Below are 20538 nucleotides of genomic sequence, written 5' to 3' on the forward strand. Positions count from 1 at the left end.
ACCCAAGGAAGCTGTCGATGCTGCTCGAACCCGGAATGAGTCTGACGCTGCGGCCTATGCGCTATCCAGACTTCTTCGAGATGTACAAGGATGCGATCAAGAACACTTGGACCGTGGAGGAGGTTGACTTCTCGACCGACCTCGCGGACCTGAGGTCGCGGGTCACGCCGGCTGAGCGGCATTTAATCCACCGATTGGTGGCGTTCTTCGCCACCGGGGATTCGATCGTCGGCAACAACCTTGTGCTCAACCTGTACCAGCACATCAACGCCCCCGAGGCGAGGATGTATCTGTCCCGGCAGTTGTACGAGGAGGCTCTGCACGTCCAGTTCTACCTGACGCTCCTCGACAATTACCTCCCGGACATGGCCGAGCGGGAAGCGGCTTTCGCCGCCGTCGACAACATCCCGTCTATCAAGCTCAAGGCCGATTTCTGTTTCAAGTGGATCGACTCCATTGAGGGGCTGGATCGATTGGAAACCCCCGCTCATCGGCGGGCATTTTTGCTCAATTTGATCTGCTTCGCCGCTTGCATCGAGGGCTTGTTCTTCTTCGCCGCGTTTGCCTACGTGTACTTCCTGCGGTCGAAGGGTCTGCTGCACGGGCTGGCGACCGGTACCAACTGGGTATTCCGCGACGAGAGCGCGCACATGGCCTTCGCCTTCCGGGTGATCGACACCGTGCGGCGGGAGGAACCTGAATTGTTCGACAAGAATTTAGAGTCTCAAATCGTGGCCATGCTTCGGGAGGCGGTCGAGGTGGAAACGACGTTCGCCCGCGACGTGCTTGGGAAAGGCGTCGCCGGGATGTCGCTCGTGGACTTGCGGAAATATTTGGAATACGTCGCCGACCGGCGGCTGGAGACTCTCGGCATCGCCCCTGTCTACGGTTCCCGAAATCCGTTCGACTTTATGGAGTTGCAGGATGTCCAGGAGTTGACCAACTTTTTTGAACGCCGGGTTTCTGCGTACCAGCTTGGCGTCACCGGGTCGGTTGCGTTTGGCGAAGAGTTTTGACCCGATCATCTATGACGGATCATCAATCCACCGGAGAGGATTTCCATGCACATTCGAGATATTTTCGAGCGGAACAGGACCACTTTCAGTTTCGAGTTCTTTCCCCCAAAAACAGACGAGGGCACCAACGAACTGTTTCTCACGATCCAACGGTTGCAGGCGCTCAAGCCGTCGTTCGTGTCCGTCACGTATGGCGCCGGGGGCTCGACGCACCGACGGACGCACGATTTGGTCGTTCGCATTTACCGGGAACTTCAAATCACCGCCATCTCGCACCTCACCTGCGTGTGTCACACGCGGGAGGAACTTCATTCAATCTTGGATCGTTACGCCGCATCTGGCGTGGAAAACATACTGGCATTGAGCGGCGATCCGCCAGCAAACAATTCCGGATATGACCGGTCAAAAGATGCTTTTCGCTACGCGGAGGAGTTGGTTCGCTTTATCAAATCGTTTGGCGGTCCGCCCGAATTCAGGGGTTTTGGGGTTGGCGTCGCAGGCTTCCCCGAGGGGCATCCCGCGACCAAGAACCGTCTGAAGGAAATGGACTTCCTCAAAAAAAAGGCGGATGCCGGAGCCGAGTACGTCTGCACCCAAACGTTTCTCGACAACCGTGACTTCTACGACTTTCGCGAGCGGTGTGAACTCGCGGGAATCAAGGTGCCCATCATCGCGGGAATCATGCCGGTCACGTCACGTGCCAACCTGGCGCGAATGAGCGAACTGGCTTTGGGGGCGAGGACGCCGGCATCCTTGCTGCGATCCCTCGGCCGTTGCAAAGACGATCACGCCATCGAAATGGTCGGAAAACACTGGGCCACCGAGCAGTGCCGCGATCTCCTCGACAACCAAGTGCGGGGAATTCATTTTTACACACTCAACCGGAGCGAAACGACGCTTCAGATTTACAAAGCTCTCGGGGTCGTCGATTCCACATGTTTAGAGGCCCTGACGAAACCCCTTGTTTCGGCATGAGATTTGCGCTTTTTGACAGATGCCCCAACAAGGAGATGCTGTCATGGCCAGCGCGCACATGTCGGATGAGTTTTATGATCTGGCCAGTCATCATTTGCCCCCGCTGCAGTCTGTCGGCCTGTTCGGAGACCGGCCCCAAGTCAGCCGTTTTCCCGGAGAAGGCCGGCCTGATGATGGTCATGGTCGAAGCCATCACTCTCGCCTTGGAGTTGAGCGCCGACCGAGTGACAAGTGTTCGGAAAGACATTTCGCTCTGCCGCCGGGGGAAACACGAGGCGATCAGGTCGCTCCGGGTCAAAACCTGACGCCCCGTTTGCGTTGCCTCCATCTCCCGTTGTTCTTTTCCGGGGTTGCGATTTTCCCAAATCGCAACCCCGATTCGTTTTGACTCCCCGCATAGGTTCACGGTGTCGTCGAAATCTTGCGAGGATCGCACATGGCCCGCCGGACCAATCCGCTGACTCCTGATGAAATCCAGGCGGCCTTCTGCGAACATTGGGCTGACTCTTCGCCCGTTCTCACTCCCGGCCAACTCGCGATGCCGTGCCGGGTCTCGAAGAAAACCATTTACGGCTGGAGTTCGGCAGGGCGGCTGGACTCGGCCAAGTTCCGCGCGGGCAAACACCTCCGGTTCTGGCGGGACCGGGCGCTGATCTCCCTGTTCAACAACCCTTGGTGAGGAAATATCCATGGAAGAGCCCGAACGAACCCCGGTGGGGGATCGCGCGACGATCTACCCCCGCGGCAAGAAAAAGATTTATGTGGCCGACTTCTGGCGGGACGGCAAACATTGCCTCGAGTCGCTGAAGACGACCAACAAGAAGACCGCCCTGCAACGGGCGGTCACCCTGGCCGCCGACCTGGCGGTGGGCAGACACCAAGGCGCACCCGAGCGAGCGCACTTCGACCGGGCCATGGCGAATTATCTGGCCCAGTTGCGGACCGAGGAAAAAGCCCGTCGCACCCTGGTGAAGTGCCGGGGAGTCTACGACCTGTTGCTCGGGCATCTTCGGGGCAAAAACGTGAGCCGGCTCGACCAGTTCACGATCCGCCACGTTGACGCTTATCGCGAGGAACGCTCGGCCGAGCGACCCCCCAAAACCGTCTACGCCAAGGGGGTGATCATCTTGCAGTTCTTCTCAAGGTGCCGCTCCCGGCGCCTCATCGCCGAGAACCCGCTCGCCGAAGTCCGGCTTAAAAAGCCGCCGTTCGTTCCCAAGGCGGGGCCGTCGCCGGGGGAGGTCAACCGAATCCTCGCGGAACTGTCCGGACTCAAGAAGACGATGGTGGCGGTCCTGGCGTTCACGGGCATGCGGGCGGGGGAGTTGCAGCGGCTGACCCCGCCGACCTGGACTTGAGGGACAACTGGCTCCGGGTGGTCTCCCGAAGGGGCTGGAAACCAAGACGCGGAACTCACGGAATGTTCCAATTCATACCCGGCTGAGGGCCATGTTGAAGACGCTGCCGGAAAGCCGCAAGCCTTGGCTGTTCACCATGCTGCCCAGTGACCAATATCCCGACGGGGATCACCGGACCAACATCAAGAAGCTCAACGAGGACTTTCAGGCGGCCGTCGCCAGGGCCGGCCTGCCCGTCGGGCGGGAGCACGGGTTCACCCTGCATTCGCTGCGTCATTTTTTCGAGACGCACACGGTGAACTCCCACGTCCCGCAGCGCGTGATTGACCACTGGCTCGGCCACCACTCGGACCGGTCCATGGGGGCGGTGTATTACCGCCTGACCGATGTGGATTCCCAGGAGTTCATGCGAAAGCTTCCGTTTGCCGACGGGACTGAAACGCAGGACATTATTCAAAAGGATTGACGAATGAAAAGCGTGTTGATGTTCGTGTTATTGCCGGTTGGTTCCCGGATTTGAACCGGGACAAACCATGTCTCAAACGTGACTGAAATGCAAAAACCCCGGAAAAATCCGAGGTTTTTGGAGGCCCCGAAAGGGGATACGGAGAGGGGGGGATTCGAACCCCCGTTATCCTTTCGGATAAATTAGTTTTCGAGACTAACGCAATCAACCGCTCTGCCACCTCTCCGTGGGGTGATTCTAGTATCCCTCCCAGGCACCGACAATCCGATCAAAAAACTTGTTTCATCAAGGGTCAAAGAGGCTGGCCGACATGCGGTTGCTCCGGTCATTTGTTTGAACGGTGTTTTATTTGATTTCTCGCCAGTGGATTGTGACTGTCACCGGGAAAGCGGTGAACTTGATGGAGGGGTTCGCTCTGAATGGTTTTGCTTTTTTCTCCAATCTTGCCGGTTTTGCGGCTAGTATGGGGACTGACAGTCCTTCCGGGGATTGGGGACGGGTTCGATGAATCATGCGAGTTCTCCGGGGGGCCGGTTGGAAGATGCGTGCGGGAAGCGCGTAGAGTGATAGTGGGAAGCCGCTGCGTGTCCGATGATGTGGGGGTCATCGGATGACGTTGCCCAAGGGAGAGGGGATTTCCATGCTCAAGAATTGTCTGCCATTGATGATCGGACTGGCGGTTGTCGCACCGTTGTCCGCAGGGGAAGCCGAAAAGTTCTTTTCCGAGCGGGCCAGAGACTTCGGGACCGTCCCGTTCGGTCCGGCCCAGGTTCATCACTTCAAGATCACCAACACCAGCAACCAAGTGGCGAGAATCGCCAGCGCTCGTGTGTCCTGCGGATGCACGACGGCCACCATTCCGGTCAACACGCTCAAGCCCGGTGAATCAACATTTCTCACTGCCTCGATGGACACCAAACGATTCATCGGCCAAAAGGAAGTCATCATTTATGTGACGTTCTCCAATCCGGCCGAAGAAGTGACGTTGTCCGTCAAGGCGAACCGCAACGACAGCTTTTCCAAGAGCGCCGAAGTAGTCTCGATGGGACAAGCCCGCAAGGGAGGCGAGGCCGTCGGTTCCGTTCAAGTGACCATGCGGAACGACCCGAATTTCACCATCACCGGAGCCACGACCAACACGGATTACGTGACGGTCGCCCCCAAAGAATTGAAGCGAGACCGTTTTGAGGTGGTGTATGAATTGACCGCCACCATGAAACCCGGCTTGGATGTGGGCGTGTGGACCACCGACATGGTGTTTACGACCACCAGCCCGTCGCTTTCCACTGTCCGCATTCCCGTGATGGTGGAGATTGTCGCCCCGATCACGGCGACGCCGGCCCAAGTCCAGTTCCCGGCCGTCAAGGTGGGGGACAGCAAAGAGCTCATCGTCGTGGTGAAGGGCGACAAGCCCTTCAAGATCGTTGAAGTACAGGGGGGCGACGGCCTGATCAAAGCGGTGGCCGACGGCAACCAAAGCAAGCAGGCCCATGTGGTGCGATTGGTGTTCCAACCGAGCGCGGCTGGGGAAACGCTCAAGAACATCGTCGTGGTCACGGACAACGGCACCGAAGGGAAAGTGACCATCCCGGTTCGCACGACCGCCAAGATGGACTGACCCCACCGGGCCGGTTATTTCACTTCAACCCGTCCCGCCGAACCGGGGCGGGTTTTTTCATGCCCCGGATTCCCCCTTCCGCCATGCGCCGAAGTCCCGGCGATCAAGTAAGATAGCTCCACAATTCGCATCCACCGCCAGCGGGAGTGAAGACGATGCCGGAGCCGGTCTCTCCACGACAGTTCCAAAAGTTATTGGTCGCCAACCGAAGCGAAATCGCCACACGGGTTTTCCGCTCGGCTCATGAGTTGGGCATTCGGACCGTGGCGATTTTTTCCCACGAAGACCGCTTTGCCCTGCATCGCTTCAAGGCCGACGAGGCCTATCTGGTCGGCCGACAGGGAGAGCCGATCAAGGCTTACCTGGACATTGCCGGGATTGTCGCTCTGGCCAAGGAAATCGGTGTGGACGCCATCCATCCCGGTTACGGGTTCCTCTCGGAAAACGCCGCGTTCGCGCGGGCGTGTGCCGAGGCAGGCATCACGTTTGTCGGTCCCCGGCCGGATATCTTGGATGAGCTTGGCGACAAAGTCGCGGCCCGCCGGATTGCGAAGCTGGCGAAGGTGCCGATCCTGTCCGGCAGCGATGATCCGATCAACGACAACGCGGTGGCGAAGCAAATTGCCGAAAAGCTCGGCTACCCGGTGATGGTGAAGGCGGCGATGGGGGGCGGCGGCCGGGGGATGCGGCCGGTGTACTCGGCCGATCAACTCGAACCGGCGTTGGATCAGGCCCGGCGGGAGGCCGGTTCGGCGTTTGGCGTATCGGATGTGTTTCTGGAGAAATTGGTCCGGCGCGCGAAGCATATTGAAGTGCAACTCATCGGGGACAACCACGGGAATCTGGTTCACCTTTACGAACGTGATTGCAGCATCCAACGACGGCATCAGAAGGTCGTCGAACTGGCCCCGGCTCCCGAACTCAAGGAAAGCACGCGCAACAAGATCTTGGAAGCCGCGCTGGCTGTCGGCCGGGCGGTGAAGCTCAACAACGCGGGCACGGTGGAGTTTCTCGTCGATGCCGAATCGGGCGAGTTTTTCTTCATCGAAGTGAATCCGCGGATTCAGGTCGAACATACCGTCACGGAAGTGGTGACCGGCTACGACATCGTGCGGACTCAGATCCTCATCGCCCAAGGGCAGCCGCTTTCTTCCGAAGAAATCAGTCTCGGCGACCAATCGAAGATCACCACGCAGGGCTACGCGATCCAGTGCCGGGTGACCACCGAAGACCCGGCGAACGGGTTCGTGCCGGATTATGGCCGGTTGACGGCGTATCGTTCTTCGGGCGGCACCGGCGTCCGGCTCGACGCGGGGACGGCCTTCCCCGGTGCGATCATCACGCCCTTCTATGACTCGATGCTGGTGAAGGTCACCACCAGCGGCATCCGCTTCAAGGATGCCGCCCGGCGGATGGAGCGGGCTCTCCAGGAATTCCGCATCCGGGGGGTGAAGACAAATATCCCCTTCTTGCTGAACCTAATCACCCATCCCTCGTTCCTGGCCAACGAGACGACGACCAAATTCATCGACGAGACGCCGGAGTTGTTCCGCTTCTCGTCCCGGCGGGACCGGGCCAGCAAGCTGCTTGGTTACATTGCGGAGATCATTGTCAATGGTCACCCGGAAGTGAAGGCCAAGCCGCCGGCCTTCCGCGGCCCCGTCGCCGTGCCGGGGGAGACGAAGATTTTGTCGCCGATCCCGGCCGGGACGAAAACCAAACTCACGGAACTCGGGGCCGAGGGGTTTGCGAAGTGGGTTCGTCAGCAAAAGCCGTTGTTCATCACCGACACGACGATGCGGGACGCCCACCAATCCCTGTTTGCCACGCGGATGCGAACGTTCGACATGCTGAAGGTCGCCAAGCGATATGCCCATTTGCATTCTGGCTTCTTCTCGCTGGAAATGTGGGGTGGGGCGACGTTCGACACCTCGATGCGGTTCCTCAAGGAGTCGCCGTGGGATCGGTTGCATCAGCTTCGCCAGGCCGTGCCGAACGTGCTGTTCCAAATGCTGCTGCGGGCCGCCAACGCCGTCGGATACACCAACTACCCGGACAACGTCGTGGAGGCGTTTGTCAAGGAGTCGTCGCAAGCGGGTGTGGATGTCTTCCGCATTTTTGACTCGTTGAACTGGCTGCCGAACATTCGGCCGGTGATCGAGGCGGTTCGCAAAACGCCGGGCATTGCCGAGGCGGCCATTTGTTACACCGGGGACATTCTCGACCCGAAACGGGACAAATATTCGCTGACCTATTACGTGAATCTGGCCAAGGAACTGGTGAAGGCGGGAACGCACATTCTGGCCATCAAGGACATGGCCGGATTGCTGAAGCCCTTCGCGGCGAAGAAGCTGGTGAAGGCATTGCGGGCCGAGATCAATGTGCCCATTCACTTCCACACACACGACACGGCCGGGGGGCAAATCGCCTCCTATCTGATGGCGGCTGAGGAAGGCGTGGACATTGTTGATTGCGCGTTCGCGTCGATGGCCGGGTTGACCAGCCAGCCAAGCGTGAACGCCGTGATGGAAGCATTGCGATTCACGGATCGATCGCCGGAATTCGACTTTGATGAATTGCAGGCGACCGCCAATTATTGGGACGGCGTGCGGAAGTTTTACGAGCCGTTCGAGACGACGCAGAAATACGCCTCCTCCGAAGTCTATCTCCACGAAATGCCGGGGGGCCAGTACGCGAACCTGTACCAGCAAGCCCAATCGCTCGGCGTGGGGGCGCGCTGGAGCGAAGTCGGCAAGATGTACGCGGCCGTCAACCAGATGTTCGGGGACATCGTGAAGGTCACGCCTTCCTCGAAGGTCGTGGGGGACATGACGCTGTTTATGATGGCCAACAATCTGACCCCCGAGCAGGTGTTGGACCCGAAACGGGACATTGCCTTCCCGGAATCGGTCGTGGAGTTCTTTGAGGGCCGACTTGGCCAACCGCCGGGCGGGTTTCCTCCGGCGTTGTCCAAGAAGATTCTGCGGGGGCGTCCGGCAATCACCGTTCGGCCGGGGGAATTGCTGCCGCCGACGGATCTGGATGCGGTGCGGGCTGAACTGGAAAAGAAACTCGGCCGCAAACCCACCGAATTGGATGTCAATTCGCACCTGATGTACCCGAAGGTGTTCGCGGACTTCATCCAACATCAACAACTGTACTCGGACACGTCGATCCTGCCGACGTCCGCCTTCTTCTACGGGATGGAACCCGGCGAGGAAATGAGCGTCGAAATCGAGCCGGGCAAGACGCTGATCGTGAAGTTCCAAACCATCGGCGACGTTCACGCGGACGGCACCCGGCAAGTGTTCTTTGAACTCAACGGCCAGCCCCGCGAGGTCACCGTGGTGGACAAAAAAGCCGGGGCAGTCGCCGGGTTCAAACGGGCCAAGGCCGAACCGGGGAACCCGTTACATGTGGCCGCCCCGATGCCCGGGTCGGTGGTCACGATTGCCGTCGGAGTCGGCGAGGAAGTGGCGGCGGGCCAAAAACTGCTGACGCTGGAGGCGATGAAAATGGAGACCACCCTGTACGCCGAGCGGGCCGGAAAAATTGCCGAAGTGGGCGTCCTGCCGCTGACACAAGTACAGGCCGGGGATCTGTTGATTCGTTACGAAAAGTGATGATTTTGCCGGATGGTGTCAGCCAAACGGCCCGAGATAACTCATGACGCAAGCGGAGGCCCCATGTCCCGGTTTCGGACGGTGTTCACCCGAGTTCACACGGTGCTTCCAGTCATTCATGTGGAAACAGCGTCGCAGGCTGTCCAAAACGCCCGTGTGGCTCGCGACGCCGGTGCGGACGGCGTGTTTCTCATCAATCACTCCATGACGGATGAGACATTGCTGGCCATCCATGAGATTGTCGCGGACGATCACCCGGATTGGTGGGTCGGTGTCAATTGTCTGGGATCGTCGCCCGAGGGAGCCTTCAAATTGCTTTCGACAAAGGTGAAGGGGCTGTGGGTTGATAACGCCGGGATCGAAGAGGGGCAAGAGAATCAGCCTTACGCCGACAAGGTTCTGGCCGTCCGGCAATCCTGTGTTCCGGAGTGTCTATACTTCGGAGGCGTGGCATTCAAATACCAACGACATGTCGAGGATCTGGAGTCGGCAAGCAAGATCGCCTCGCGGCATATGGATGTGGTCACCACCAGCGGTCCGGGCACCGGACACGCGGCCGACACTGAAAAAATCCGTCGAATGAAACTGGCGATGGGGGACACGCCGCTGGCAATTGCCAGTGGCATCACCCCGGAGAATGTTTCGGAGTTTCTCCAGTTCGCCGATTGTTTTTTGGTGGCGACGGGGATCAGCAAGACCTTTACCGAACTGGACCCGGCAAAGGTCCGGTCGCTGATTGAAACAGTGCGAGCGTTCAAAGGCTGAATGTGTTCTGAATTCGCCCGGTTGTCAGCCGTTTACTTCAGTTCTTTGCCGTTGACCATCTTGATTCCTTCTCGTGAATACGAGCCGATCACATAACGGGTGCCGGGGCGAAGATCGCGGGTTCCCAACCCGTTGATTGTCAGCGAACCTGTCTTCTCGTCTGCTTTGACAAAGTGGGAGATTTTGCTTCCCCGGCTGGTTACCACGGCGATGAACTCTTTTGTGAAATCCACTTCCGGCGGCTTTCCCTCTAATTTCCAATCTGTCCAAAGTTTTTCGAGTTCTTTCGCTTCGGTGATAATCTTTGGGCCGCCTGCCCCGGCATTGTCATCAGCCACGCTACCGGCCCACTCCTTGATTGCTTTCACAGGCTTTTTCTCATCGGCAAACGCCGGGGAACACAGGATTACTTGGGCGACGGCAACCGTCGCGGCCGAACAGAAGACGCGCATCACGGGAACATCTCCATTGAGAATGGTTGGATCGCACGGAGGAATTGTACGCCGTCACCCAACGCCCCGGATGAAATGCATGAACCGTGCCGTCGATATGGCGTTTCGCTTCGATTACTTCAATTCTTTGCCATTGACTCTCTTGATTCCCTCGCGGGAAAACGTGCCGATCACGTGGTATGTGTCGGGATAATGTTCGGCGGTGGCCATGCCCCGAATGATGACCCATCCCTGCTCTTCGTCGGGCTTGGCGAGGAGATGAAGTCTGTCGCCCCGACTAGTCACCACAACTACGAATTCATTTGCGAAGTCCACTTTGGGAACTTCTTCCATGACTTCCAAGTCTTTCCACGCTTTTTCGAGTTGTTTCGCATCCGTGACGAGTCGATAGTCCCCCAGCACGGGATAGCTGGCATTCGTGAGGCCGCTCCATTGCCTGATGATTTTTACGGGATTCTTTTCCACGGCGAACGACACAGAGGAAAGGAACATTTGGGCGATGGCAATGGCCATGATGCAACAGAAGAGACGAATCATGAAACATCTCCGTTGTGCGAGGTTGAAACCAACGGAGATAGTGTACGTGGCTTTTTTGACGATCTTAAGCAAGCGTCTTCATTCGAGTCTTCGGCAGCAGGGTTAGTTCGCCTGACTCATTTCAACACCTTGTCGTTGACCTTCTTGACCCCTTCGCGGGAAAACTCGCCGACCACAAACCGGATGCCGGGGGGATTATCTCGGGTGCCGTATCCAAACACGGACATCGTGCTTCCTTCCATCGTGGCCTTGATGTCCAGCGAACTTCCCCTGTTGAACACGATCACGACAAAGTTTTGGGCGAAATTGGCCTCGGGCACTTTACCCGGAGCCGTGGAATCCTTCCACCATTTGGCGAGGGATGCGGAATCCGTGAAGATTCGGGTTTCGCCGATGGTGGGGGCGACATCTTCAATCTCTCCGGCCCATTGATTGACCGGCTTGACAAATTTTTTGTCCTCGGCCAACGCCGGGAAGGCAAGGACCGCTTGGACGACAATGGCCGCGATGGGAAAAAGTAACCGACTCATGGGGATATCTCCGTGGTTGGGGCATGACCTGACGAAAGATTTGTAGACGGGCGGCCGGTTGATGTCACCGTCGCGTGACCCGTCCCACGACAATATCCCGAGAACCGGCAAACGGGGCGATTCGGCGGGCGAGTTCCCAAGCCGTTGCCGGGTCGGCGGCCTGCCCGGTGATGACGATCCGGCCATCCCGCAGTTCCATCCGCAAATCGGCATATCGTCGGTCGGATGTGCGAAGCCGCTCAATCGCCCGATGATCCGCATCCGTGGACGGCAGGGCTTCCGGCTCCAACAACCGGGCGACGGGTTCGGCCGGGGCCGGACTGTTTCCGGTGGTGATGAAGTCTGCTTTGGGCTTCATCACCGAGACGGTTTGACGATCCGGCGCTGCCACCGGCGGCGGGGCAGACATCTCCGGAACCGACATGGGAGACGGCGGCGGGGCCAACACCACCGGAGCAGACGGCCTCTCCGGTTCGGCGGGTTTGCCCTTCAGGGCGGCCTCGACTTCCTTCACAAAAGTATCCGTCGGCGAGGTCAGCTCGCATTGGTTCACAATGGCGGTGACACCGCGAATGCCCTCAATGGCCTTCTCGGCCTTCATCATGAGTTGTTTGCTGGGAACCGGCCCCCAAATGACGGCCACTCCCCCTTGTTCGACACGCACGCCGAGATTGAGGTCGGCCAGTTCTTCGTCGGCCTGCAAAGCGGTGTAGGCCGCGCGGGAAAGGCTGGTGTCTTTGGGGCGTTCGGCGGCCGAGATCGTTCCCGAGATCCCAAACAGGCCGAGCATGAACACGGAGATGGTGCGACACATGGTGATGATTCCTCCCCGATCAATGGTGCGGCCCGCGTGGATTATGCTGAGTTTCGCACCTGTTGGAATTGTGGGTCATGTTCCGCCGGGATGACGGCCAGAGCGTGAAAGACTTACAAAACATGGCGTAAGTCGGCGAAGGAGTGATGAATCTTCGGGATGGCCCGGTCGGCGAAAAGGGTTGGATTGTGCGGATTATGCGGACAAATGAGAAATCGGAATGGACTGACCACAAAGCCCCGGAATTAAGGATGTCGGCGAACTTCGTCACCCGTCTTCTTTGCGAGGCTATGCGTGACTTTGAGTCTTTGCGGTCAGCCTTTTCCCTTGCAGTCAGACGCCGCCAGCGCCGCCTGGTCGCGGCGGGCAATTTTTCGCTCGATGCCGAGCATGGCCCGGATGCCGAGATAAACGATCGTCGAGAGCGAACGCACGGATTCCCCGACGTTCACTTTTGAAGTGCCGTGCTTGCGGTTTTCAAAGAGAATCGGCGTTTCGCCGATGGTGGCCCCGGCCAGCTTGCAGCGGTACAGCATTTCTTGCTGGAAAGAGTAGCCGCTGGAGATCATTCGGGCGAAATTCACCCGGCGCAGTTTGCTCACCCGGTAACAGCGATATCCGCCGCTGGCGTCACGGATGCCAAGGCGGAACAGGCTTCGCACTAGCAAGTTCACCCCGAGGCTCATGCACTGACGGGACAACGGCCAGTTTTCGGAGCCGCCGCCGCGGATATATCGCGAGCCGATCATAATGTCCTTGCGGCTCATCCCTTCCAGCATCGCGGGCAAGTAGCGGGGTGGATGGCTGAAATCGGCGTCGATGTTCACCATCATGTCGTAATTTTGGGCGATGGCCTGTTTCATGGCGACGATGATGGCCGTGCCGAGGCCGAGCTTCCCGGAGCGGTGCAGGCAGCGGACTCGCGGGTCGGCCTCGCTCAATTCGTCCACGATCTTGCCAGTCCCGTCGGGCGAGTTGTCGTCCACCACCAAAATGTCGGCGTATGGAACCTGTTCGTGAATCCGGGCGATCAACTCGCGGACATTGCCAGCCTCGTTATAGGTGGCCATCGAGATCAGAACTCTTGCGGGCAATCCAGCTTGCATCAAGGGGGACTCCGGCCCTATGCTTAACCCCAAGGGGTCCGTGGCAAAGGTACAACCAACATGGCGACGACATTTGTGATAGCGTGTCCGGAGTGCGAGAAACAGGTGCGGGCCACCGATGAATTGGTTGGAAAGAAGATTCGCTGCAAAGGATGCGAGCATGTGTTCCTGGTGAAAGCCCCGGCCGGCCCCCCGCCGTTGAAGAATGCCGCCCCCGAAAAGCCCAAGTCGAAGGGGCCGCCCCCTCCCCCGCCGGTGCCGTCGAAGGAAGCCAAAAAGGAGGCTCCTCCCAAGGAGGAGCCGAAACCGGATGCCCCGAAAAAGCCTTACGATGATGACGACGACGGCCCGAAGAATTACGGCCTGATCGCCGAGGAAAGCGATCTGCCTCGCTGTCCGTTCTGTGCCAAGGAAATGTCTTCGGCGACGGCCATCATCTGCATGAACTGCGGCTACAACACCCGCACCCGGTCCCGGCCGGATGTCCAGAAGGTTCACGGCCACACGTTCATGGATGTGTTCGTCTGGCTGCTGCCCGGCATTATTTGCGTCATCGTCATGCTGGGCCTGATTACTTGGGATTTGATTTTCTGCTCGAAGGTCGAAGGCTGGATCAAGGAAACTCTCCAGGAATCGGACGGCTCATGGTCGGCCGGGCTGAATCCCGGCTTCTTCAAGACGATGATGACCGTCTTCGTGATCGTGTGCTGCTTCTTTCTCGGGAGAATTGCCTACAAGCGATTGGTGGTGAACAATCGCCCGCCGGAGAAGTCGATTGAAAAGGATGATGAGTGAGACATTCCGGATGACAAGACAGGGTGGTCACCGGGTGACCACCCTACGCAACCGCTTCTCCCGCCCGTGATCCCTGATCGCCGACCCGTTTCAAGACTTTTGCCAGCATTTTTGGCAGTCGCACCGTGAAGGTGCTGCCGCGACCCGGTTCGCTCTTCAGGGAGATCTCTCCTCCCAACAGGACGCACAACTCCCGCACGATAGACAGGCCCAAACCCGTTCCCTCGTGTTCGCGGGTCAGGGTGTCGTCCCCCACTTGCCGGAACTTCTCGAAGATTTTTTCCTGTTCCTCCAGAGAGATGCCGACGCCGGTGTCGGCGACGGTGAAGATCACCAAGTCAATGTCTGTCGTCACCCGCAACGAAACACGGCCATTTTCCGGGGTGAATTTGATGGCGTTTGAAAGCAAGTTGGTGAGAATCTGCCGGACCTTGCCCGCGTCCTGCCGGATAAATTTCAAACCCGGTTCGTAGTGAAATCGCAGGTCGATGGACTTCTTCTCGGCGGGGATGCGGAAACCCGGCAACATCGAATCGCAGAACTCCGGCACGGAGAATTCATCCGGCCGCACATCCATCTTTCCGGCTTCGATTTTTGCCAGATCAAGGATGTCGTTGATGAGCGTTAGCAATTGTTGGCCGCTCGTTTTGATGTTCACCACCCAACGAGCCTGTTTTTCGCTGAGGGTGCTGCCGGTGGAAAGCAGCACGTCGCTAAAGCCAATGATCCCGTGCAACGGGGTGCGAAGCTCATGGCTGACGGTGGAGAGAAAATCCCCCTTGGTTTTGTTGGACTCGAAGAGGAAGTAATTCGCTCTCGCCAGTTCATCGTTCGTGTGTTGCAGGCTGTGATTGAGCTTTTGTTGTTCCTCCCGAAGCTCCATCAAATGGCGGACCATCCGGTTGAATGCCTCGCTGAGATCCTCGAATTCGTCCCCTGTGTGAATCTCGGACCGCACGTTGAGCTGTCCCCCCACGATCGCATCGCTGACGGCCTTCAGGTGCTTCACCGGCTTGACCACGACATACCGGATGATGAGGTAACTCCCGGTCATGATGAGCAGGGAGGTCATCAGGGCGAAGGAGAGCAACAACGCCCGGTTGATGTGCATGCCGGTTTCGATGGCTCGCGTGGAGAGCGTGACCTTCACGACAGCCATCATCTCGCCATCCTTGATCGGCGCTCCTCGGGCCGATGTGATGGGATTGCGATTGTGACAGCCGACGCATTTTTCGGAAGCTCGGATCACCCCGTAATAATGAAAGACTCCCTGCGGAGACTGGTTGACGCTTTCTTCTGAGAGTTCCGGGTTGGCCGCCAGCCGGCTGACGACGGAGACCTCATCCCCCTCGGGTTTGTGTTCCGCCAGCTTTGCGTTGGGTTTGAGGATTTTGTACTTGTACTCGCTCAGGGCATCCGGCCAGGTTTCCTCGGATTGCCGCTGGAAACTATCCACGGCCTCGCGACTCTCGGCGGACAAATGTTCGCGGGCCAAAATTGGCGGCACCAGCAACCGGCCGGAGGTAATCATCTGGTCGTAGGCCAGCCCCTCGGTCTGCCGGGCGTAGGCCCAGAAGCTCAGGGTCATGAGCAGCAAAATGCCCGCCCCCAGCAGGAACCGGCATTTTCGCTCCAGATCCGTCTCGCCAAGCAACCGTTTGAACGCCCGGTAAGACATGCTTGTTGATCCTTCAATAATGAAGAACGAAGACTAACCACAAAGGCACGAAGATCACACAAAGTTTCACAGAGAAGCAACACATCAAAAAAGAAGACCAGGAAGCAAAGAAGAAAAAAGAGAATTGAGAAAGAGAAGATTAACCACAAAGTTCCGCAGAAGATCATCGATTGGCCTCAATCGAACTTCGTTTTCTTGATTATTTTCTCTTTTCTTTCCTCGTTTTGTTCTCTTTGTGAAACTTTGTGTGATCTTTGCGCCTTTGTGGTTAATCTTCTCTTCCAAGGCCCGCATCAAACATTGACCTCGCCCTGTTGTCCCAATCGGGAAGCATACCGTTCCCGCACGGGCTTCACTTCTTCCGCAATGAACTCGTCGGTTTGTTCCGGTGAACGGCCGATGTACTTGGTCGGGTCGAGTTCGTCGGCAAAGTTCAAATTCTTGAACGCGGCATCCTTCTGCAACCGGGTGATGAGTTCCCGGCTGGTGGTGGTTCCGGCCTTGATCCCGGCGGTGACGGCATGGCTGTGCGTCCGCACGACTTCGTGAACATCCTGCCGGTCGGCCCCGGCGGCGACGGCGGACATCATCAGGTTTTCGGTCGCCATGTACGGCAAATAATCATTCGCATTCTTGGCGATCACTTCCCGATTCACCACGAGGCCGTTGGCCAAGTTCAGGGCGATTCGGAGGCAGGCATCGGCGGCAAGGAACGCTTGCGGGATGTACAAACGCCGGCCGGCGCTGTCGTCCAGCGTGCGCTCGAACCATTGAGTCGCCACCGTGTCGGCGGCCATGTGCGAGAGGTTCATGAGGAAACGGGAAAGACTGCACAACCGCTCGGCCCGCATCGGGTTTCGCTTGTAGGCCATTGCGGAGGAGCCGATTTGATCCTTCTCGAAGGGTTCGTCAATTTCTTGCTTGTGGGCGAGCAGGCGAAGATCGGTTCCCCACTTGTGCAGGCTTTGGCCCAACCCGGCGAGGGCATCCAGCACAAAGCTGTCCACCTTGCGGGAATAAGTTTGCCCGGTGACCGCATACACCTCACTGAAACCAGCTTTCTTGGCAACCAACAAATCTTGCGCCCGGACTTTGGCGTGATCCCCGCGATAGAGGGCGAGGAAACTAGCTTGCGTGCCGGTGGTGCCCTTGGTGCCGCGGAATTTCATCCCGTCCCGGCGGGATTCCAGTTCCTGAAGATCCATCACGAAATCGTAGTTCCACAAACAGGCCCGCTTGCCGACGGTCGTGAGTTGGGCCGGTTGGAAGTGCGTGTAGCCAAGCGTCGGCTCGGCCCGCCATGTGTGCGAGAACTTGCCGAGGGCGTCAATCACGCTGGCAAGTTTGCCGCAAAGGTCGTCCAAGCCTTCCCGCATCAGGATCAGGTCGGTGTTGTCGGTCACATAACAGGAAGTCGCCCCGAGGTGGATGATGCCCCGCACGTCGGGGGCCGCATCACCGAGGGTGTGAACATGGGCCATCACGTCGTGTCGCAAGCGGTGTTCGTATTGGTTGGCCCGTTTGAAGTCGATGTCGTCAAGGTGCAGCCGGAGTTCGGCCAGTTGTTCCGGCCGGATGCGGGGAGATTGGCCGTCGTCGGAGAGCAACCCAAGTTCGCTTTGGGCCTCGGCCAGATGCAGCCAGAGCCGGCGCCAGGTGCCGAACTTTCGTTGCGGGCCGAAACGTTCGGCCATCTCGCGGGAGCAGTACCGGCCGATCAGCGGATTGTCGTAAACGAGGTTGGAATCCGACATGGAACGCGAACAACCTTCCAAAAACTTGAGGAAAAATCGCCCGGATTTTCGAGATTTCTCAGGGAATCACCGGGGAAGTCTTGCGTCGGCCAAGCCCGTCAGGGACGACACAACACGTTGGACATTGTAGATTTTTGACCCCGAACCGGCCTGAAGGACGCATCCGACCCGGCGTGATTGTTCGATACGAGGACTATCGAATTCTCCCGGTCGAGGATCGGCCGGGGACGCGAACAATGGGAGGATCTCGGATGATGCGTCGCTGGATGGTTGGCGCGGCCTTGCTGGCCGGCATGTTCCTCGCGGGAGGCGACAAGGCCGAGGCCAAGGATCCGCCGTTGCCGCAAGGGTATTACTACCCTTACGTGTATTTCCCCCACAATTACTGGCCGCAAAACAGCCCGCAATGGCCGGAGCCGAACGGCGCCCCGTACCAACGCCCGCCGGCTTACATGGCCTACCCGCCGTTCAAGGAACCGAACTGGCACTACATGCTGTGGATGCCGCAAAAGTATTATCGCGGCAGCCACTTCTGGCTCGACCAGTTCTAATCGGAACAGATGACATTCCAAGGAAGGAAATGTCAGATGAATCAGGTGGAAACGTTCTCAGCGCGAGTCGCTTGTGATCCCTCTGCGGAACCGACCCGGATCGCCATCCGGGTCACGCAGGGGTCACAGCAGGTCGTTGTACTTCTCCAGTACGGCGGCCACTTCGCGCAGGGCGACGGCGGCCCGTTCCGGGTTGACGACGCACTTCTCCAGGTTGCCGTAATGCTCCTCGAGACAGGAGAGCAGTAGTGTCTTGATCTTCGATTCGTCCGGGGCGACGGGGAGGCCGCTGTTCAAATACAGCGTTTCTAGCTCTCCCTCCTTTTTGGCGAAATAGTCCCGAATCTGGGCTTCGGTCCATTCCCCCCGGCGAATCGACTTCAACTGTTCCCGGTTGCGTTGCAAATCGAGATCCCCCTCGGCGAGGATCATTTCGGCCTCGTTCAGCAACCGCACCGTGTGATAGGCGAATTTCACATCATAGCCGTATTTGGCCACGGTTTCCCGGCGTTTGCCGACCGGTTCCTTCGTGCTCATCTTGTGCATTTGGGCATACGCATACCCTTTGAAGGTGTGCCAGCAACCTTTGTGCAGAAACATCCTTCGGGCCTCGCGCACCATTGTGCCGACGCGGGTGATGTGCAGCACGCATGTTTCCGGCGTGAAGAGACTGTCCACCATGTTCGGGTTGTTCTTCATCACCAACTGGAAATAATCGACGATGTTGTAAATCGTCACGTCCACTTCCCGCCCGTGCCCGGCCAGGGCGTCCGCATCCTTCAGATGATGTTCCTGATATTGCGTGAAACGTTCTTTCTGAGTGCCGAACCCGGTGATCTCGCCCCGCAGGTGGGGAAACACTTCTTCCTTGGGCGGGATGCAGAAGCCGTACACATCCATGTCGCTGGTGTCCGTGGAGACCCCATAGGCGACCGAACCCATCAAGGTTTCGTAATGCACGTTCTTCGGGAGAAACTTCGGCGGCTTCGCGATCTGCTTTTCCGCGAGTCGTTGAATGACGCTGCCCATGAGTGTGTCCCCGCTCAAATGACTTTCTTCGCCTCGCCAACCACCGGGAGATCCTCCAAACTTTTCAGCTTGAAGATTTCCAAGAAGCGTTCGGTGGTGCCATAAAGGGTTTCCCGCTCGCCGGTGGCTCGTTCCGCGACGGCCACCAAGCCGAGGCGAACCAGTTGCCGGACCACCCCGGCGGAATCCTGGCCGCGAATGGTGTCGAGTTCGGACTTGCCGATCGGCTGGCGGTAGGCGACCAAAGAGAGGACATCAAGGGCCGGTTGGTTCAGTCTTGCCTCGCGCGGGCCGCCGAACATCTTCTCATGCAACCCGGCGTATTTGGGCCGGAGTTGCATCACAAACCCGGTTGGTCTGCGGACGATGTGATAGGGCCGGTTCTGGGTCTTGTACACGCGGTTGAGAACATCAACGTATTCAGCCACGTCGTCGGCCGGGAGGCCGCGAATCACTTCCGAAACGTGTTCGGGCTTCAACGGCAAACCGCCGACGAACAACAGGGCTTCGATGATTTGCAGGGGAGACGGGGGAACCGTCGATTCCGTCACGGCTTCCGCCAGCGGCGGGGGAGGTTCCTCGACCGCCTCGGCCAGCGGAATCACGGCCGGAACATCGACGGCCTCCGCCAGCGGCACCTCCGCCTCGGGGACGAATCCCTCCAAGGCATCCATTCCGTCGAGTTGCCATTCCTGCGAGCCGACCAGCGACGCGAAGTTCTCGCCCAATTGTTGGGCCAGCGGAATGGATTCCGGTTCTGGTTCGTCCGGGTTGGCCATCGTTCCTATTCAAACGTGTGCGGCAGGAAACCGATGCCGGTGATGGCCGTGCCCGCCCACAAGATGGAGAAGACCACGGCCAGCGGCACATGGATGCGCCTCATATGGCGGCTGCCGGTGTAAAGCATCGCGGGCAATAATACCGTGGCGGGGATGGAGAAGCATAGGTGAATTCGGAGCATCTGACGGGCTTCCGGCGTGAACCCGTCGGTGAGTTCCGGGTTGACCAGCCGGATCACCACTTCAAAGCCAATCACGGTCAGCATGGTGAGCCAGAAGAACACCCGGTTGATCTGGCCGTGCAGTTTGCGGTTCCCCCGACTGATGGCGATCACGGCGGCGATCAGCAACAGCGTGACCGTCCCCACGAGGATTTTCAGGGTCAGAATCACCAAGCCCGGCGTGAAGAACATATCCGCTCCGTTGGGTGCCGAAAACACCGGCCTGATGCGCTTTATACGCCACCGGGCCACGAATGAGATTGAATTATCCGCGACTTGAAAAAATTGACGATGTCCCGAAACCACCGCGCAAACGGCGAGATCACCAACCTGTCCCAAACCGAGAAATTTGCTGAAAAGCCGGTCCAACAGGTGTTCAAAATGGCTTCCAGAACCCTCTTTTTGACCAGTTTTTTGCCATTTACAGCCCAAAACCGGTCAAAACTGGTCATTTTCCGGCCCAAAACTGGA

At 58.3% G+C, this 20538-nt stretch carries 21 protein-coding genes and 1 tRNA gene; 11 read left to right on the forward strand and 11 right to left on the reverse strand.

Going from position 1 to position 20538, the window contains the following annotated elements; all coding sequences use genetic code 11:
* Nucleotides 1-17: 17 nt before the first annotated feature.
* From BGIM_RS0138995 to BGIM_RS0139020, 6 genes are all read left to right on the forward strand, one after another.
* A complete protein-coding gene (locus BGIM_RS0138995; protein ID WP_020475031.1) occupies nt 18-1016 on the forward strand; it encodes a ribonucleotide-diphosphate reductase subunit beta in 999 nt (332 codons plus the stop codon).
* Nucleotides 1017-1061: 45 nt separating this feature from the next.
* Entirely contained in the window at nt 1062-1991 is a 930-nt protein-coding gene (gene metF / locus BGIM_RS0139000; protein ID WP_020475032.1) for a methylenetetrahydrofolate reductase [NAD(P)H], read from the forward strand.
* Nucleotides 1992-2065: 74 nt separating this feature from the next.
* Nucleotides 2066-2296 carry a hypothetical protein gene (locus BGIM_RS64015; RefSeq protein WP_029631544.1) on the forward strand — a complete coding sequence of 77 codons (231 nt, stop codon included), beginning with the start codon at nt 2066-2068 and terminating at the stop codon, nt 2294-2296.
* 131 nt (nt 2297-2427) lie between these two features.
* Nucleotides 2428-2670, forward strand: a complete 243-nt coding sequence (locus BGIM_RS0139010) for a MerR family transcriptional regulator (protein WP_020475034.1) — start codon at nt 2428-2430, stop codon at nt 2668-2670.
* A 10-nt stretch (nt 2671-2680) separates the two neighbouring features.
* The gene (locus BGIM_RS0139015; RefSeq protein WP_020475035.1) at nt 2681-3349 is read left to right on the forward strand and encodes a site-specific integrase; all 669 of its coding nucleotides are present in this window, start codon (nt 2681-2683) and stop codon (nt 3347-3349) included.
* A 34-nt stretch (nt 3350-3383) separates the two neighbouring features.
* A complete protein-coding gene (locus BGIM_RS0139020; RefSeq protein WP_261340000.1) occupies nt 3384-3815 on the forward strand; it encodes a tyrosine-type recombinase/integrase in 432 nt (143 codons plus the stop codon).
* Between the two features lie 139 nt (nt 3816-3954).
* Here the strand turns inward: BGIM_RS0139020 and BGIM_RS0139025 are convergent.
* A tRNA-Ser gene (locus BGIM_RS0139025) sits at nt 3955-4041 on the reverse strand.
* A 384-nt stretch (nt 4042-4425) separates the two neighbouring features.
* Here BGIM_RS0139025 and BGIM_RS0139030 point away from each other — a divergent pair.
* From BGIM_RS0139030 to trpF, 3 genes are all read left to right on the forward strand, one after another.
* Nucleotides 4426-5433 (forward strand): DUF1573 domain-containing protein, encoded by a 1008-nt coding sequence (locus tag BGIM_RS0139030; RefSeq protein ID WP_020475037.1) that lies wholly within the window; start codon nt 4426-4428, stop codon nt 5431-5433.
* Nucleotides 5434-5588: 155 nt separating this feature from the next.
* Nucleotides 5589-9056 (forward strand): pyruvate carboxylase, encoded by a 3468-nt coding sequence (locus BGIM_RS0139035; RefSeq protein ID WP_020475038.1) that lies wholly within the window; start codon nt 5589-5591, stop codon nt 9054-9056.
* 63 nt (nt 9057-9119) lie between these two features.
* Nucleotides 9120-9821 (forward strand): phosphoribosylanthranilate isomerase, encoded by a 702-nt coding sequence (gene trpF, locus BGIM_RS0139040; RefSeq protein WP_020475039.1) that lies wholly within the window; start codon nt 9120-9122, stop codon nt 9819-9821.
* Between the two features lie 32 nt (nt 9822-9853).
* On the opposite strand, the gene BGIM_RS0139045 is transcribed toward trpF, so the two are convergent.
* The 5 genes from BGIM_RS0139045 to BGIM_RS0139065 all read right to left on the reverse strand — a co-directional run bounded on the left by BGIM_RS0139045 (nt 9854) and on the right by BGIM_RS0139065 (nt 13260).
* Entirely contained in the window at nt 9854-10276 is a 423-nt protein-coding gene (locus tag BGIM_RS0139045; RefSeq protein WP_157369766.1) for a hypothetical protein, read from the reverse strand.
* Between the two features lie 111 nt (nt 10277-10387).
* Nucleotides 10388-10810, reverse strand: a complete 423-nt coding sequence (locus BGIM_RS0139050) for a hypothetical protein (RefSeq protein ID WP_020475041.1) — start codon at nt 10808-10810, stop codon at nt 10388-10390.
* A 116-nt stretch (nt 10811-10926) separates the two neighbouring features.
* Complete coding sequence (locus BGIM_RS0139055; RefSeq protein WP_020475042.1) at nt 10927-11340, reverse strand: hypothetical protein; 414 nt, start codon at nt 11338-11340, stop codon at nt 10927-10929.
* A gap of 64 nt (nt 11341-11404) precedes the next feature.
* On the reverse strand, nt 11405-12154 hold the full coding sequence (locus BGIM_RS0139060) for a BON domain-containing protein (RefSeq protein ID WP_020475043.1): 750 nt from the start codon (nt 12152-12154) through the stop codon (nt 11405-11407).
* A gap of 314 nt (nt 12155-12468) precedes the next feature.
* The gene (locus BGIM_RS0139065; RefSeq protein ID WP_020475044.1) at nt 12469-13260 is read right to left on the reverse strand and encodes a polyprenol monophosphomannose synthase; all 792 of its coding nucleotides are present in this window, start codon (nt 13258-13260) and stop codon (nt 12469-12471) included.
* Between the two features lie 60 nt (nt 13261-13320).
* On the opposite strand from BGIM_RS0139065, the gene BGIM_RS0139070 reads away from it, so the two are divergent.
* Complete coding sequence (locus tag BGIM_RS0139070; protein WP_157369767.1) at nt 13321-14055, forward strand: zinc ribbon domain-containing protein; 735 nt, start codon at nt 13321-13323, stop codon at nt 14053-14055.
* A 43-nt stretch (nt 14056-14098) separates the two neighbouring features.
* On the opposite strand, the gene BGIM_RS0139075 is transcribed toward BGIM_RS0139070, so the two are convergent.
* Together BGIM_RS0139075 and purB are read right to left on the reverse strand one after the other, a co-directional pair.
* Nucleotides 14099-15733 carry a sensor histidine kinase gene (locus tag BGIM_RS0139075; RefSeq protein ID WP_020475045.1) on the reverse strand — a complete coding sequence of 545 codons (1635 nt, stop codon included), beginning with the start codon at nt 15731-15733 and terminating at the stop codon, nt 14099-14101.
* Between the two features lie 293 nt (nt 15734-16026).
* Complete coding sequence (gene purB, locus BGIM_RS0139085; RefSeq protein WP_020475047.1) at nt 16027-17487, reverse strand: adenylosuccinate lyase; 1461 nt, start codon at nt 17485-17487, stop codon at nt 16027-16029.
* Nucleotides 17488-17738: 251 nt separating this feature from the next.
* Between purB and BGIM_RS0139090 the strand changes: the two genes are divergently transcribed.
* On the forward strand, nt 17739-18038 hold the full coding sequence (locus BGIM_RS0139090; protein WP_020475048.1) for a hypothetical protein: 300 nt from the start codon (nt 17739-17741) through the stop codon (nt 18036-18038).
* 123 nt (nt 18039-18161) lie between these two features.
* On the opposite strand, the gene BGIM_RS0139095 is transcribed toward BGIM_RS0139090, so the two are convergent.
* Genes BGIM_RS0139095 through BGIM_RS0139105 form a run of 3 tightly spaced genes read right to left on the reverse strand, consistent with a single transcriptional unit; the run spans nt 18162 to nt 20259 of the window.
* A complete protein-coding gene (locus BGIM_RS0139095; RefSeq protein WP_020475049.1) occupies nt 18162-19067 on the reverse strand; it encodes a nucleotidyltransferase domain-containing protein in 906 nt (301 codons plus the stop codon).
* 14 nt (nt 19068-19081) lie between these two features.
* The gene (gene scpB, locus BGIM_RS0139100) at nt 19082-19846 is read right to left on the reverse strand and encodes an SMC-Scp complex subunit ScpB (protein WP_020475050.1); all 765 of its coding nucleotides are present in this window, start codon (nt 19844-19846) and stop codon (nt 19082-19084) included.
* Nucleotides 19847-19851: 5 nt separating this feature from the next.
* Nucleotides 19852-20259 (reverse strand): DUF420 domain-containing protein, encoded by a 408-nt coding sequence (locus BGIM_RS0139105; RefSeq protein WP_020475051.1) that lies wholly within the window; start codon nt 20257-20259, stop codon nt 19852-19854.
* Nucleotides 20260-20538 lie beyond the last annotated feature (279 nt).

Source organism: Zavarzinella formosa DSM 19928 (genome assembly GCF_000255705.1).
Lineage (GTDB): Bacteria > Planctomycetota > Planctomycetia > Gemmatales > Gemmataceae > Zavarzinella > Zavarzinella formosa.